The 16,341-nt window shown below is 54.8% G+C and carries 12 protein-coding genes; 1 reads left to right on the top strand and 11 read right to left on the bottom strand.

Annotated features, from left to right (window positions below; all coding sequences use genetic code 11):
* Positions 1-166 precede the first annotated feature (166 nt).
* Entirely contained in the window at positions 167-931 is a 765-nt protein-coding gene (locus TH30_RS16325; protein ID WP_114099210.1) for an MOSC domain-containing protein, read from the top strand.
* 88 nt (positions 932-1,019) lie between these two features.
* Here TH30_RS16325 and TH30_RS16320 read toward each other — a convergent pair whose 3' ends face one another.
* The 11 genes from TH30_RS16320 to TH30_RS16270 all read right to left on the bottom strand — a co-directional run bounded on the left by TH30_RS16320 (position 1,020) and on the right by TH30_RS16270 (position 16,009).
* Positions 1,020-2,609 carry a type IV secretory system conjugative DNA transfer family protein gene (locus TH30_RS16320; RefSeq protein WP_114099161.1) on the bottom strand — a complete coding sequence of 530 codons (1,590 nt, stop codon included), beginning with the start codon at positions 2,607-2,609 and terminating at the stop codon, positions 1,020-1,022.
* 266 nt (positions 2,610-2,875) lie between these two features.
* Positions 2,876-3,673 (bottom strand): DUF4167 domain-containing protein, encoded by a 798-nt coding sequence (locus TH30_RS16315; protein WP_114099160.1) that lies wholly within the window; start codon positions 3,671-3,673, stop codon positions 2,876-2,878.
* 291 nt (positions 3,674-3,964) lie between these two features.
* A complete protein-coding gene (gene prmC / locus TH30_RS16310; protein ID WP_114099159.1) occupies positions 3,965-4,867 on the bottom strand; it encodes a peptide chain release factor N(5)-glutamine methyltransferase in 903 nt (300 codons plus the stop codon).
* Positions 4,868-4,869: 2 nt separating this feature from the next.
* On the bottom strand, positions 4,870-5,952 hold the full coding sequence (prfA, locus tag TH30_RS16305) for a peptide chain release factor 1 (protein WP_114099158.1): 1,083 nt from the start codon (positions 5,950-5,952) through the stop codon (positions 4,870-4,872).
* Entirely contained in the window at positions 5,949-7,295 is a 1,347-nt protein-coding gene (gene hemA, locus TH30_RS16300; RefSeq protein WP_114099157.1) for a glutamyl-tRNA reductase, read from the bottom strand. Before hemA ends, prfA begins: the two co-directional genes overlap by 4 nt.
* Before the next feature lie 7 nt (positions 7,296-7,302).
* On the bottom strand, positions 7,303-8,544 hold the full coding sequence (gene hisS, locus TH30_RS16295; RefSeq protein WP_114099156.1) for a histidine--tRNA ligase: 1,242 nt from the start codon (positions 8,542-8,544) through the stop codon (positions 7,303-7,305).
* 129 nt (positions 8,545-8,673) lie between these two features.
* Entirely contained in the window at positions 8,674-9,798 is a 1,125-nt protein-coding gene (gene ispG / locus TH30_RS16290) for a flavodoxin-dependent (E)-4-hydroxy-3-methylbut-2-enyl-diphosphate synthase (protein ID WP_114099155.1), read from the bottom strand.
* Between the two features lie 179 nt (positions 9,799-9,977).
* Entirely contained in the window at positions 9,978-11,225 is a 1,248-nt protein-coding gene (locus TH30_RS16285) for a helix-turn-helix domain-containing protein (RefSeq protein ID WP_258548757.1), read from the bottom strand.
* Positions 11,226-11,321: 96 nt separating this feature from the next.
* Positions 11,322-13,604, bottom strand: coding sequence for a phosphoenolpyruvate--protein phosphotransferase (gene ptsP / locus TH30_RS16280; RefSeq protein WP_114099154.1), 2,283 nt, complete (start codon positions 13,602-13,604; stop codon positions 11,322-11,324).
* 5 nt (positions 13,605-13,609) lie between these two features.
* Positions 13,610-14,638, bottom strand: coding sequence for an NAD(P)H-dependent flavin oxidoreductase (locus TH30_RS16275; RefSeq protein ID WP_114099153.1), 1,029 nt, complete (start codon positions 14,636-14,638; stop codon positions 13,610-13,612).
* 150 nt (positions 14,639-14,788) lie between these two features.
* The gene (locus TH30_RS16270; RefSeq protein ID WP_068519662.1) at positions 14,789-16,009 is read right to left on the bottom strand and encodes an aspartate kinase; all 1,221 of its coding nucleotides are present in this window, start codon (positions 16,007-16,009) and stop codon (positions 14,789-14,791) included.
* Positions 16,010-16,341: the final 332 nt, after the last annotated feature.

Raw genomic sequence — 16,341 nt, 5'->3', positions numbered from 1 at the left:
CAGCACTGAAATCTGACATTATTCCAGCAATCATCGAACCACCCTGAAAGATACATGATTGTCCGGGGTTGCTCTTGGCAAAACAACGAATTAACGTCACCGTTTATGGCATGCATCACGCCCCCGACTTACCCGCATGTCAAAGCGCCAGACAGGAACAAAGAACATGACGGTCGAGCTCAAAGCCATCAAACGTTACCCGGTAAAGGGACTGCGCGGCATTGATATGCCAAGCGCAACAATTACGGCTCATAAAATGATTACCGATGACCGTCGGTTCGTCATTGGCACCCAGTCATCTCTGGGGCAGGACGGCGTGCAGGAATGGGCCCGCAAAAGCAACTTCCTGCAGCTGGTCAATACGCCCAAGCTTACCGAGCTTGGCACCGAATATGATGAACGCACCTGCACCCTGACCATTCTTCGCAATGGCCGTGCGATCTGCAAGGGCAAGCTTGATGATACCATGGGACGCACCGTGATTGAGGATTTCCTCAAGGCGTTCCTGAAAAATGACGTCGCGGGCACCCCGAAAATCTATTCAGCGCCCGACACCCAGTTCGGTGACATGAAGGAACCCTATATTTCGATCCTCAATCTTGCATCGATCCGTGATTTCGGTACCCGCATCGTGCAGGCAGATGTCGATCCGATGCGGTTTCGTGGCAACCTTCTGATTGACGGGCTTGACCCATGGAAAGAACTGGAGTGGGAAGAAGGCCAGATCATCAAGATCAATGGCGCGTCCTTCCGCTTCATTCATCCGATCACGCGATGCAAGGCTACAAGCGTCAATCCCGACACAGCAGTTTCCGACATCAATGTCCCGCTGATGCTGCGTAAAGGTGTGAACCATCTGCATATGGGCGTTTATGTCGAAGCCCTGGAAGACGTTACCCTGACACCTGGCAACATAATCACCATCGACTGAGCCGCTTGACCATATTGACATCATGCTTGCCGGGTCACGCCCCTCGACGGGGCATATCCGGCAAGATGATCTTTAGGTCTGCTCGAAATCAGTTATCCGCATCGAAGGTTGGTGCATGTACCGCCAGCCCGGCAAACATGTCATCATGATACCAGTCAATCCGATAGGCACGAATGGGCGGGCATCCCTTACGGAATAAAATCTGTTCTTCCTTGGGGAAACGCGCGACCTCGGCAGATTTCAGAATGGGTTGATTATCCTGTGGACGCAGATGAACAGGACGCGTCGTATCGGCCCCGCCACCGGTATCATCAAAGCGCGACATCGCCGTCAGACCGGAAACCCAATCAAGGTTAAAGGCCCCTTCCTGACTCAGCACCGAAATGGCGTCAACCCGCCCAACAACATTCTCCCAGTTCAGACACACATCCATCAGGCCGCTGACACCGCTAAAGCCCGGCCAGACAACCATTCCATCACCATATCCGCCCCCCAGAAGGCGTTCGAACAACGGCATACGGCCAACCCGCTCAACCCCGTCAAGCAGGACAAGGAACTCCGGGTCACCGGATTTCCATCCCCGCTGATTGATCATATTCATCAACCCCGCGAGCATTACACGGCTAAAGGATGGCTGCACGTCCGGGTTTTCCCCGCCCAATTGCCCGATCACATAGATTGATACAGCACCGGAAGTGATGTCTTCTGTTGTAAAGCTGCTGGCACTGAGCAGTCGGGAGATTTGCGGATGATCAAACTCGGCAGTTGCATTCCGGCACGCCTCGATGATTTTCATCCGCTGGTCTTCGGTCATATCAAGAATATTAAGCGCGACCTCGGATATCCGGCCATCTGCGGAATCAATCCCCATCAGTTCTTCAAGAATTTTATAGAACCGGTGCGATGGCATGATCAGGTTCCGGCGCACCTCGCCCAGATTGCGGTCTTCTTTCAGGCTTTTCTGGATCGTATAGACGATAAAGCCCTGCAACAGGGTGCGGGCAATCCTGACTTCCTGTTCATCAAGTTCCTGTACAAACATCGGCGCCAGAAGCGTATCGGCGATCAATCCGGTATCGGTGATCATACCCTCGCCCTGCTGGCGGATGAAATCGAACGGATTGAACTGGTGTGTTTTCGTCCCGCTTTGCCCATGAGGATCAAGCACAATGAGTTTTTGCCCCATCTTGCTGCGACGATCATGTGTCGCGCGATAGATGCTGCCGAAACGCTCATATACAAACAGATTGCCTGTATGCAAAAGCGCATTGGGTTCTGCCGATGCGCGGTAATATTCATCGGGTGTGGTTGAAAATGTCAAAACGCGCTTTAAACCGGCTGCACCAATCAACCGTTTCTCGTCACCCCAGCGCCCCAGAACAAAAGGCGGGTTGTTTTCAAGAAGTTTGCGCGCGGTAAGGTCTTCGCGCTTGGCCCATTGCCCCTCGGCCTTGATCTTAGCAGCCTGGGCCGGAGAAAGCGATTTCTTGGACTTTGGCGACGGGTGACTTGCCCGGTTAACCGCCATGATAACCAGTGGCAGGAACATCGGGATAATGAAACAAACACCCCCAAGCAGGGCTAACTCATAGTCGCCGTTAAACAGTCCCAGAGCGATGATCATCCCGCCCAGCGCCCATAACAGCACCATGACGACCCGAAATAGCCCAGCCCCCATCAAAAACTCCCCGATTAAACGCGTTTTCCGATGGTCATGATCAAACACGACAAGCTGACAACAACCTTACGGAATTATTTGTGATTTTCATAAACTGATATCAACATTAATCAGCGGTTGCACGTTATATTCCGCTTTATTGTTTTACAGGTTTGACCGGTAAAACCGCCCGTCGATCTGGCAAAATGCACCTGAAACGACAACACCCCTGCAAGTCATTGACCTGCAGAGGTGTTTGTCATGTTGAGACGGGCGATATGACGCGATCAGGCCGATACCGGCTCCGATCCCTCGTCCGAAGAAACGGCTTCTTCATCATCACGACCGGCAGCACGGCTGCGTCCGCGGCGTGCGGTCGGATGACGACCACGCGTACGCGAAGTTGCACTTGATGCGCGACGCGGTTTCTTTTCACCGTCGTCACCCTGCTCTGCCGTGTCGGCATCAGCAGGTGCATCATCACCAGCGGCATCTGCCGCCGGAGCCGGGGCCGGGGTGCTGTCGGCAGCAACCGCATCACCGCTTTCGGATTTGCGCGGGCGACCACGACCGGTTGCGCGACCATCGGTACGGCGTGTACGCGGGTTGCGTCTCGGCTTGTCTTCACCATCATCTGCGGATGCAGTGTCAGTGTTTTCGCTTGCCGTGGTTTCGCCGTCAGACTGGTCTACACCGTTATCATCAGACATGTTGTCTGCACTCTCGGTGTTTTCAGTCTGCGCATCGTCACTCTGACCGGACTGGTCATCTGTACGATCATCGCGGTTTCCGCGGTTATTGCGCGGGCGGTTATCGCCGCCACGCTCTTCGCGACGCTGGTTTTCCCATTCCTGAGCCGCCTGAAGAATGCGGTGGTAATGTTCAGCGTGCTGATAGAAGTTTTCCGCAAGTACAGGATCGTCGGTGCAATCCTTGGCGAGCGAAATGTATTTTTCATAGACCTGCTGCGCGTTCCCGCGAACACGACCATCCGGTCCATTACTGTCAAAATTCTGGAATTTTGGATTAACTGGACGTTTGTTAGACTGTTGCCGTCCGCGCGGACGTTTATTGTTATTTCTCATATCAACATGACTTTGGTGTTGAAGGACAATCCGGTGGCATCATCGGCCCCGGAACCACTCCGTCTGAAAAACATATTTCCCGCTAAACAGCACCGGTCAAACGGCAACTACACAAACCTGCCGAGAACCATCAAAGGAACGGAGATTGTTGACTGTTTACTGGGGAACACGGCGCTTTCATAAGCGCGTCGGGCACCCGGCCCGTTAAAACCAACCTATATGGCTTGATCTGTTATTCCAACTGTTTTTTTCATTGCCAATCGCTTTTTTTACATCACAGCGACGCAAAACTCAGATTACGCACCGCCCGACGGAACAACGGGTTTTCTTTGCTGCTACGCAGCGAACAATTCCGCCAAGGTCTTCACGATATTCGACGCCAACAAATCCGGCCTCGACCAGCAGCTGGCCGACGTCTTTTTCCTGCCCGCGTCCGATTTCGAAGATCACAAATCCACCGGGCCTGGCCAGATCGAATGCCACCTGTGACAACACCCGATAGGCCGCCAATCCGTCACCTTCGTCCGTCAGTGCGCGACGTGGATCAAACTTCCGAACTTCGGGTGACAGCGTTTCCATTTCCGCCTGTGTGATATAGGGCGGATTGGACATCACAAGATCAAATCCCTCGGCGCGCTCGCAGTCATCAAGGGCACTATCCCAATCCGAGACCCGAAATACGACCTGGCTGTCCAGATCAAGGGCTTTGGCATTTTCCTGCGCACAGGCAACCGCCCCTTCGCTGATATCAAGCCCGATCCCGGTTGCCCCGGGAAGATCACCAATAGCGGACAACAACAAACATCCTGTCCCGGTCCCGAAATCAACGATCCGTGGCGCGTCGTTATCTTCAAGGAAATCAATTGCCCATTCGACAAGCGTTTCGCTATCGGGCCGCGGTTCAAGTGTATCAGGCGCGAGTTTAAAGGTATGCCGCCAGAAATCACGTTCACCCAAAATCCGCCCGACCGGTTCATGACCGATGCGACGCGCAATCATATCGCGAAAGATCGCGGCTTTTGAGTCCGATACTTCGTCTTCGGGCCATGCCGAAATGCGACCACCATCAACACCGGCGGCACGTGCAAGCAAAATGCGCGCATCCATCCGGGCATTCTCGATCCCCGCAGCATCAAGAGCTGCAACGCCCTCAGCCATCAGACCACCAAGTGTTGATGCAGTTTGCACTGACATGCTTACCCTTCGATCTCGGCCAGTTTCTGGGCCTGTTCTTCGGCAATCAGGGCATCAATCATTTCATCCACCGACGGACCACCCGCAATGAAGTCATCAAGACGATAAAGTGTGAGGTTAATACGATGATCCGAAACACGACCCTGCGGGAAGTTATAGGTGCGGATACGTTCCGAACGATCCCCCGAACCGACCTGTGATTTACGGTCAGCCGCACGCGCGCTGTCCTTGCTTTCACGTTCCTGATCATACAGGCGCGAAAGCAGCATCTTCATCGCCTTTTCCTTGTTCTTGTGCTGCGATTTTGCTTCCTGGCTGGCCGCGACAACACCGGTCGGAATGTGGGTGATGCGCACCGCACTATCGGTGGTGTTAACGTGCTGACCACCAGCCCCCTGGGATCGATAGGTATCAATACGCAGATCTTTTGGATCGATGCGGATATCAACTTCCTCGGCCTCGGGCAGAACAGCAACGGTGGCGGCAGATGTGTGGATACGCCCGCCGCCCTCGGTTACCGGAACACGCTGAACGCGATGCACACCACTTTCGAACTTCAAACGCGCAAAAACGTCGGTGCCCGATACGTTGACGATGACTTCCTTAAAGCCGCCAAGATCATTTTCGCTGGCATCCATCTGTTCGAACTTCCAGCCGCGGTTTTCGGCATAACGCTGATACATGCGGTAAAGATCGGCGGCAAACAGGGCTGCTTCCTCGCCGCCCGTCCCCGCACGAATTTCAAGAATGGCGTTTTTGGTGTCTGCGCTGTCTTTCGGGATCAGCATCAGCTTCATCTGACGTTCGGCATCAGGAAGCTTTTCGAGAATTTCATATTTCTCGACTTCGGCCATTTCGCGCATCTCGCGATCACCGGACGTATCGGCCAGAATTTCCTCGGCCTCTTCAAGATTGCTTAAAAGACGCTTATAGGCGTCAATCGCCTCGACCACCGGCGCCAGTTCCGCATGTTCACGCGACATTTTGGCAAAGCCGTCGCCATCCAGTTCGCCACTGGAAAGAAGCGCATTGAGTTCGTCGAACCGGCGTACAACGCCTTCAAGTTTACCAAGGTCCAAACTCACTCTTTATTCTCCTGTTCGGGATCGCCCGGGTCGGTATGACCGGCAAGCGGTTTATCATCAAGTTCAAACAGACGCGCCAACAGTTTCTGGGCTTTCACCCATTCCACGGTGCCTGCACCGTCTGTTGTCGTCGCCAAATCTTTCAGGGCCTGGGTCGGTGTATGCAAAAGACGATTGATCAGCAATCGGGTCGCCTTTTCTGCATCACCATGACTTTCGCGCAGCGCATCTTCGCGCACGGCTTCGAACCGCCTGCGCAAATCGGCAATCGCTGGCACTGCCGCACGCTGGGCCCGGTCGCGGACAAAACCGTCAAGTTCGGCTTCAATCAGCCTCCAGGCTTCATCAGCCTTTTCCTCGCGTCCGCCACGGCCCTCGGCCGCGATCTTTTCCAGATCCTCGATCCGGTAAAAGAACACTTCATCAATTTCATCAACCTGCGGATCGATATCGCCGGGAACGGCGGTATCAATCATCAGCACCGGACGGAACCGACGGCGTTTGACCGCCGCATGCGCCCGTTCCTTGTCGATCATGTAGCGCCGCGACCCGCCAGCGGTCAGAACCAGATCAGCCTCGGCCAGAAGCCGGTCAAGATCATCCATTTCCGACCAGTGGCAATCAAGCCTGCGCGCCACCAAACGTGCCCTTGCGGTCAGGCGGTCTGTCACAAGAATGCGACCAATACCGCGCTCGGCAAGCGATGCGGCGATCAGTTCGCCCATATCCCCGGCCCCGGCGAGCAACAGCGTGCAATCCCTAAGATCACCATGCAGATCCCGGGCTACAGATTGCGCTGCTGCGGCGATGGATACCGCTCCCTGCCCGATACCGGTCTGGCTTCTGACCTTTTTGGCAATCGCATAGGCGGTCTGATAGACCAGTTCCAGCTCACGCCCGACAAGTTCATGCTTGCGCGCAATGCGGTGCGCATCCTTGACCTGCCCGAAGACTTCGGGCTCACCAATCACCAGACTGTCAAGCGACGCCGCCACAGCAAACATGTGGCGAAGCGCATCACGACCGGACCGGATATAAAGTTCGCTTGCCAGCTGGTCCCGGTCGATATCGCCCCAAAGCGACATCAGATCAATCAGACGTTCACGCCCCCGCTCGGCCTCGGACGCCAGAAGATGAACCTCGGTGCGGTTGCAGGTTGAAACGACAACGGCCTGCCCCAGTCGGGCTTGCTCGATTGCGGCAAGAAACTGTGGCAGGCGGGCTTCGTCAATGAACAGACGGTCTCTGGTATCCTCGCTTGAGCGCCGATGATTGGTGCCGATCACCATCAGGCGATCAAGCGGCCAATCTCCGGCATCCTCATGCGTTGGTCCGTCTGTCACACCGCTCTCACTTTTTGCCGATCACATCTGCAAGCTGATCAAGCGCAACTTCCTGCTGCTCGCCGCTATCAAGATCACGCAACTGGGCGACACCCTTGGCCAGTTCATCATCACCAAGGATGACAGCACGGCTGGCATTTGCCTTGTCGGCGCGCTTCATGCGTTTCTTCATATTTCCGGAATAGCCAAGCTCGACCGCAATACCTGCTTCACGCAGGGTCTGGGCCAGCGTGCGACATTTTGCCTCGGCGGCATCCCCCATCGGGATCAGGGCAACCGGGCGTGCGCCCGCCGGTGCTTCACCGACCATAAGGGCAAGACGTTCAACACCCGCGGCCCAGCCAACACCGGCAGTCTGCGGACCGCCCATGGTCGAAATCAGACCGTCATAACGGCCACCGGCCATCACCGTGCCCTGTGCGCCAAGGGTGTTGGTGGTGAATTCAAAGCAGGTGTGGCAATAGTAATCCAGACCACGCACCAGACGCGGGTTCAGCTCATAGCCGATCCCGATGTCACCCAGACCACCGGTCAGGCCCTTGAAGAATTCCTTGCTGTGCTCATTCAGATACTCCGAGAACAACGGCGCATTTGCCACCAGTTCACGGTCGCCTTCATCCTTGGAATCAAGAATACGCAGCGGGTTCTTTTCAAGACGCGCCCGGCTGTCTTCGGACAGCTTGTCAAAATGGCCCTTGAAATATTCGACCAGCACATCGCGATAGGCCGCACGGCTTTCGGGATCACCAAGGGTATTGAGTTCAAGCGTGATATCGTCCCACAGACCAAGGCGCTTCAGGATATGCGCACCATAGCCAATCATCTCGATATCGCCGGCAACCTGTTCAACGCCAAGAAGCTCGGCACCGATCTGGTGGAACTGGCGCTGACGGCCTTTCTGCGGGCGTTCATAGCGGAACATGGGGCCATAATAGCTGACCTTGACCGGCGACATCTGCTGCATGCCGTTTGAGATATAGGCACGTGCAATGCCTGCTGTTCCTTCGGGACGCAAGGTGATCTGTTCGCCGCCGCGATCTTCAAAGGTGTACATTTCCTTGGTCACAACGTCGGACGTATCGCCAAGGGTACGGGCAAAGACCTCGGTAAATTCAAAGATCGGCGTGGTCATGCGATAGTAGCCATACAACTCGCCGATTTCGCGTGCAGTATTCGCGATGTAATCTTGCAGACGGTTCTGTTCTGGCAGAAGGTCGTGCGTACCACGGACGGGTTGAAGCGATGCCACTTTGGGTCTCCGATCTAACTTGAATTCCAGATATTTGCGCTAAAAATCCAGCATGCGCAAATTCATGTGAACATGAAAATAGCTTTCCGCCGATGTAGCGGAAAGCCAAAATTGATCAATACAGCGTTGCTATTCCGCTGCGGTCTGTTTTGCAGCTTCTTCGGCTTCGATCTTGGCAGCACGTTCCTCGACCAGTTCGACGATGTGGTCGACCATCTTTTCGGTGCTGATATTATGATCGGGACGGCCTGAGATATACATCTTGTGATTTCCACCACCACCGCCGGTCAGACCGATATCGGTCTCGCGGGCTTCGCCCGGACCATTGACGATACAGCCAATGATAGATAGCGAAATCGGGGTCGAGATATGGGCAAGACGCTTTTCAAGCTCGGCCACGGTATCAACCACGTTAAAGCCCTGTCGTGCACATGACGGACAGGAAATGATCTGAACGCCACGGGTCCGCAGACCAAGCGATTTCAGAATATCAAACCCGACATGGATTTCCTCAACCGGATCAGCCGAAAGCGATACACGCAGCGTATCGCCAATCCCCGCCCAAAGAAGGTTCCCCATGCCGATGGATGATTTGACCGTACCACCACGCAGACCACCGGCCTCGGTAATGCCAAGATGCAGCGGATAGTCACATGCCTCGGCAAGGCCGTAATAGGCGGCAACCGCCAGGAACACATCCGATGCCTTGACAGAAATCTTGAATTCGCGGAAATCCTGATCTTCAAGAATTTTGGCGTGATTAAGCGCGCTTTCGACCATGGCTTCCGGGCATGGTTCGCCATAGCGTTCCAGAAGTTCCTTCTCAAGCGACCCGGCATTCACACCAATACGCATCGAACAGCCATGATCCTTGGCGGCCTTGACGACTTCGCGCACACGCTCGGTCGATCCGATATTACCCGGATTGATACGAAGACAGGCCGCGCCGGCTTCTGCAGCCTCGATGGCACGTTTGTAATGGAAATGGATATCGGCAACGATCGGGACATGCACCTGTTTGATGATGTCTTTCAGGGCCGCCGTTGACTCCTGATCCGGGCAGGATACACGAACGATATCCGCACCGGCTTCTTCCAGACGAAGGATCTGCGCGACTGTCGCGTTCACATCGGTGGTCAGGGTATTGGTCATCGACTGCACAGAGATCGGTGCATCTCCACCAACTTCCACATTACCAACACGGATTTTGCGGCTTTGGCGGCGTTCAATATCGCGATATGGGCGGACGCTCATTTCCGGTTCCAAAATGTTCAAGATGTCTTGGGGGTGTATATAGCTTATCAGACACAGATTAGAAACCGTTGCCTGACAGATTTTCAGCCAGATTTCGCATATCTGACACGAAAAAGGCGACCCGTGGGGCCGCCTTTTGCATTTATTCGGTTCCGAGTGCCGTCTTGCTGGCGAAAAACCTACTGAACGGTTGTCTGTCCAATGGCCGACAGATCGTCAACATCAAGCGAGAAATCAGAGATCACTGCGCCATAATTGCCGACCGGTTTGGCCTCGGCACCGTCGATGCTGTATGTCAGCGCACCGGCATTCCCGACTTCAAGTTTCAAACCGTCACGATTCGGCACCTTGTAGGTGTCTCCAGCTGTCAGCATCCGGGTCAGAAGAACATTTCCATCTGCTTCGCGGATACGGACCCAGCTGGTTTCAACCGCTGAAATCGTCACCCGGCTATCAACATTGACAGCACCAAACACACGGGCACCACCGGCATCATCAACGTCCGGCGCGGCCGGAACCGATGCAACTTCGGCACTTGGTGCCGCAGGTGCCGGTGCTGGCGTTGCAGCGGGTGCTGTCTGGGTTGCAACCGGTGCTGGTGTTGCTTCCGGTGCCTCGGCGGTTTCCGTCACAACCGGCTCGGCTGCGGTGGGTTCCTCGGCAACGACCGGTGCAGGTGCCTCGTTCGTTTCGGCAAGTTCAGCAGCAGGAGCAGCTTGCGGCTCGACAACCGGTTCCTGAGCAACGGTTTCTTCGGTCGCGGCCACCGGCGCATCAGATGCCCCCGTCACCGCAGTCTCCGAAGCAGCCGGTGAAGTTACAGGAACCTCGGCCTCGGCAGCCCTTGCTTCTGCCGCATTTTCAAGATTACGCGGTTCGGACTGTTCATTTGCCATTGTCGAATAGCTTGCCAGACGTTCTGGCAGCGGATCGACAAGATCGGCAATGGTTTTGCCCTGGCTCGACAGATAGTACCATCCACCATAGGCACCAAGACCCAGCATCACCGCAATCAGCAGCACGGCCCCACCGGGCACACGGCTTTCCTGAACCGGTTTCGGGAAGGACAACTCGCTGCGGACCGCGGGCGCATTGCTTTCTTCACGGAAACGACGGATCATTTCGGCCCCGTCAAGGCCAAGATGCTCGGCATATGCCTTTACGAAGCCAAGACCATAGGGACCATTTGGCAAAACCGAATAGTCACCATTCTCGATGGCTTCGATGTAAATTTTACGAATACGCAGCATCTGGCAAACGTCTTCGACAGATTGCCCTAATCCTGTACGGGTCGCCCTAAGCAGGCTTCCGACGTCGGCGGATCCACCACCGAACTGATTATTCTCTGCGTCCATCACGACATCATTTGATGGTATATCCCCTGAAAGAGGCCTGAAACGCAGGCGTTCACGGGATTCATCATCCAAATGATCTTCCTTTCGCTTTTTGATCGCCAACTCCGCACCCCCACGTTACGATCTAGCAATAAAAATAGCAGACTACCCCACCAAAAGCGATATTTTTTAAAGTTTTACACCATGATCTATTGCGAAAGCCTTAAGACGCGAACGCAACGATCTGGTGGAACTGCCCATTATCGACAGAACATATTGTTCAACTTCAGCCTTGCACATACTTCTGACCATTTCCTTGATAGGACCGACAGAGGCAGGTGCCATCGACAATCGTTTGATTCCCAAACCGATAAGAGCCATCGCTTCGAGCGGGCGCCCGGCCATTTCACCACAAATGGTCAGGCGGACATTCCGCTGGTCACACAATGTCACCAATTGCCGCATAAAAGCAAATACACTTGGTGAAAGCGTATCATATCGCCCTTCAATCCGCGGATTGCCACGATCTGCGGCAAACATGAACTGCAACAGGTCGTTGGTCCCGACAGACAGGAAATCCACCCGGTCAAGCAACGCAGGCGCCTGCCAGATAAGAGCCGGGACTTCAAGCATCGCACCGACTTCGACCTTACGCGGCACAAAGCCGCGCGCAGCTTCACGCCTGAGCTGATGATCAAGAAGCTCTTTGGCCTGATCAAATTCGGCCACTTCGGCGATCATCGGGAACATGATGTAAAGATCACGGTCATGCCCTGCACGGATCAATGCGCGCAACTGATGAACCAGCACTGCGGGACGATCAAGGGTAATACGGATCGACCGCCACCCCATTGCCGGATTTTCCTCTGTCATATCCTCCCAATACGGCAGCAATTTGTCACCGCCGACATCAAGGGTTCGAAATACGACAGGACGACCTTCGGCCTGTTCGAATATCCGGTCATAAAGGCGCGTCTGATCGGTGATGTCTGGCATGGCCGAGCGCACCATGAACGGAATTTCCGTCCGGTACAGCCCGATCCCGTCCGCACCGCTTTCCACAACATGGGGAACATCGATCAAAAGACCCGCATTCACATTCAGCGAGATATCGGCTCCGTCTGTCGTGCGCGCGGGCATGTCACGCATCTGGGCATAAAGTGCCTTGCGTTCCGCACGCGCCCGTAATGCCCCGTCAATCACGGCACGCACATCTTCGGACGGGCGCACAAACAACTGGGCATTATCGGCATCGACAATCAGCGGATCACCGCCTTCGACCTTGTCGAGAACGCCCTTGACCCCGCCCAGAACCGGAATATCAAGCGCACGCGCAACAATCGCCACATGCGAGGTATGCGACCCTTCTTCAAGGGCAAGACCACGCAGACGGGTATGGTCATAATCAAGAAGCTCTGCCGGACCGATATTGCGCGCAACCAGAATGATATCATCCGGAAGATCGCCAAATGCCGGGGACTGATATTGTCCCGAAAGGTGCTGCAACAAACGGTTGGCCAGATCTTCAAGATCATGCAAGCGCTCGCGCAAATACGGATCTGAAACCTGCGCCATGCGCGCCCGGGTATCGTCATGAACTTTTTGAACCGCCGCCTCGGCGGTCAGGCCGGTATGCACAGCTTCGGTAATACGGTTCAGCCAGCCGGTATCCTGGGCAATCATCCGGTAGGCTTCAAGGATGTCACCCGGATCATCGGCCTCATCAATGCCGTCAATGCCCGATACGGCTTCAAGCATCTTGTCGAGATGGTTCTGAAGTCCGCGCATTGCTTCGCGCAGACGCGTCAGTTCCTCTTCGGGGTCTTCGGCAACCATGCGATCAATGACGATACGTGGTTCGTGAAGAACGGCAATCCCCTTGCCAATCCCCGGTGCCAGACGCGCACCGCCAAGACGCAGTGGCAAAAGCGCAATCCCGTCGGTCGGTATCAGTTCCTCACGGCTGACCAGCTCACCACCGGCGACCATTTCGGCCAGCACCATGGCAACGTTTTCAAGCGCTTCCTGCTCGTCCTCGGAATAAAGGCGTTCTGTGCGGTTCTGAACGGCCAGAACGCCTATGATCCGACCACCGCGCAAGATCGGCACGCCGATCATGGAATGATAGATTTCCTCGCCCGTTTCCGGGCGATAGGCAAAGTTGGGATGGCCTTGCGCGTCCTTAAGGTTCAGCGGGCGGGCATGGGCGGCAACAAAACCGACAATCCCCTCGCCGACGCGAAGACGCGTCATGTGGACGGCCTCTTTGGACAGACCACATGTCGCAAACAGCTCAAGCACCTCGCCCGCACGCATGACATAGACCGAGCAAACCTCTGCCACCATATCAGCAGCAATGATCGTCACGATCTGTCCCAGGCGTTCCTCAGCAGTCCCCGGACCAGCCATGACGTCGCGGACGCGCTTTAAAAGGCGTCGCGGACCTGAGACTGCGGCGGACGGAATGCTCATTTGGCTTAGCTGTCTCTCTTAATCAGGGATTGCACGGCCTGTTCGACCAACTCTTGCAGAATTTCTGTAACCGGTTGTTCTTTCTTTACCATACCAACCGACTGCCCTGCCATAACCGATCCGCTTTCAACGTCACCATCGATCACCGCACGGCGCAATGCACCGGCCCAGAAATGTTCGATTTCAAGCTGGGCGGCACCTTGGTCAAGTTCACCGGAACGGAATTTTTCGATGACCTTGCGCTGGGTTTCACGGAACTCGTCCGTTCCCTTGTTGGCAAGGGCACGCACCGGAATAACCGGGAAACGATCGTCAAGCTGCACGGTGGTTACCGCATCGCGCGCACTTGCACGGATGAAGGCCTTTTTGAAATCAGGATGGGCAATGCATTCTTCGGCACAAACCAGACGGGTTCCGATCTGAACACCGGCGGCACCCTGCTCAAGAAGACCGGTGATGGCTTCGCCACGTCCGATACCACCGGCACAGAAAACCGGGATGTCGGAAATCTCGGGCAGGATTTCCTGCACCAGAACGGTCAGCGACACCGGGCCAATATGACCGCCTGCTTCGCTGCCTTCGATGACCAGCGCATCAGCACCCGAACGGATCAGCTTCTTGGCCAGAACCAGTGCCGGGGCAAAACAGACAACCTTGGCAAATTCCTTGGCCTGCTTGATTGATGCCGAAGACGGCAAACCACCTGCCAGAACCACGTGACCGACGTTATGTTCGCGGCAGACTTCAATCAAATCATCAAGCTGCGGATGCATGGTGATCAGATTGACGCCAAACGGCTTCTTGGTCATTTCCTTGGTGGCGGCAATTTCAGCCGACAGCAAATCCGGGGTCATGGACCCGCAGGCAATCACACCAAAGCCGCCTGCATTCGAGACTGCCGAAACCAGGTGACGTTCAGACACCCACGACATTGCGCCAGCCATGATGGCATAGTCGGTTCCAAGGAATTCCTTGCCCGCTGCCCACAGCTTTTCAAGGCGCGCGTGTGCTGCGTCAAATTTCGGATCGCTCATATTGTCAGTACCCCAAAGCAGAAATGCAGGGAACGCGAGGTTCCCTGCCATTTCATTACAAAGGCCGAAACACATCGTTCCAGCTAGTATGTAGTATTACACGTAATTTAACAGTGGCTTAATCGCGCAAAAGCGATCGTTCTGTCGAAATTATTCGTCATCAAGACCGTAGGCAGTGTGCAGGGCACGGACTGCAAGTTCGGTATATTCCTCGGCGATCAGCACGCTGACCTTGATTTCCGAGGTCGAGATGACCTGAATGTTGATGCCCTTTTCAGCAAGGGTTTCAAACATTTTGCGCGCAACGCCAACATGGGATCGCATACCGACACCGATGATCGACACTTTGGTCACATCAGAGGTGCTCAGGAGTTCCTGATAGGCGATCTTGTCTTTGTTTTTTTCGATAACCTGAAGCGCACGCTGGAATTCACCCCGCGGAACGGTAAAGGTCATGTCCGTGCTTTTGCCGTCTTCGGAGACGTTCTGCACGATCATATCGACGTTGATATTCGCATCAGCCAGCGGGCTGAAGATAGAAGCGGCAATACCCGGTTTATCTGCGACTTTAACCAAGGTGATCTTGGCTTCGTCACGGCTATAGGCAATTCCGCTGACGACTTCCTGTTCCACGATTTCGTCCTCGTCTACAACAAGTGTTCCTTCTGCTTCACTAAAGGTCGAACGGACCTGTACCCGGACGCGATGGTTCATGGCCATCTCAACCGAACGGGTCTGCAGGACCTTCGCACCCAGCGAAGCCAGTTCCAGCATTTCTTCGTAGGTAATCTTTTCGATCTTCTTGGCCTTGGGCACAATGCGCGGATCGGTGGTGTAAACACCCTCGACATCGGTATAGATGTCGCAACGATCAGCATTCAGTGCAGCCGCAAGCGCCACAGCAGATGTATCGGAACCACCACGACCAAGTGTTGTGATCCGGTTATCCGGGGCAATCCCCTGGAAACCCGCCACGCAAACGACTTCGCCGCCATTCATGCGCTTGTCGAGTTCGGTGGTGTCGATTTCCTTGATACGGGCCTTGGCATGTGCGCCATCAGTCTTGATCGGGATCTGCCATCCGAGCCAGGAACGTGCAGGCACATCCATGCTCTGCAGTGCCATGGCCAGAAGACCGACAGTCACCTGTTCACCCGACGATACGATGACGTCATATTCACGTGCATCATACATCGGCGAGACTTCCTGCGCCCAGCCGACCAGTTCGTTGGTCTTGCCTGACATGGCGGAAACGACAACAGCTACCTGATTGCCAGCGTCCACCTCGGCCTTGACCCGACGTGCTACGTTTTTGATTTTATCAACATCAGCGACCGAAGTGCCGCCAAATTTCATGACAATACGGGCCATGAAGTATCCCCGCTATGCTCTCCGTCCATCGGCGATCCGAGAATGACGGTATGTGATCCGGTCCCATATCAGGGGTGCAATGCCATTAACTCGGCGCTTCTCCTGATCCGGGCGGCGTTATCAATACTTCCATAATCATCGCGAAACAAGCATCAACGCAGCCGATAAATTGCGTCGATGCAATTTTTATAAGGCAAATATGTCTGGAAAGGCTCGGAGACCGCAAATTCAGAGAAATATCGTGCGAATTTTACCCAGAAACCCTGACAAACCATTCCACCCTTGCAAGGCACCTGACACCGGACACATCGCGGCTGCTGCTTATGGAAGAT

This window comes from Thalassospira profundimaris (genome assembly GCF_003326795.1).
Classification (GTDB): Bacteria; Pseudomonadota; Alphaproteobacteria; order Rhodospirillales; family Thalassospiraceae; genus Thalassospira; species Thalassospira profundimaris_C.
The sequence above is the reverse complement of the archived record's forward strand: the minus strand, read 5'-3'. Positions and strand labels throughout refer to the sequence as shown.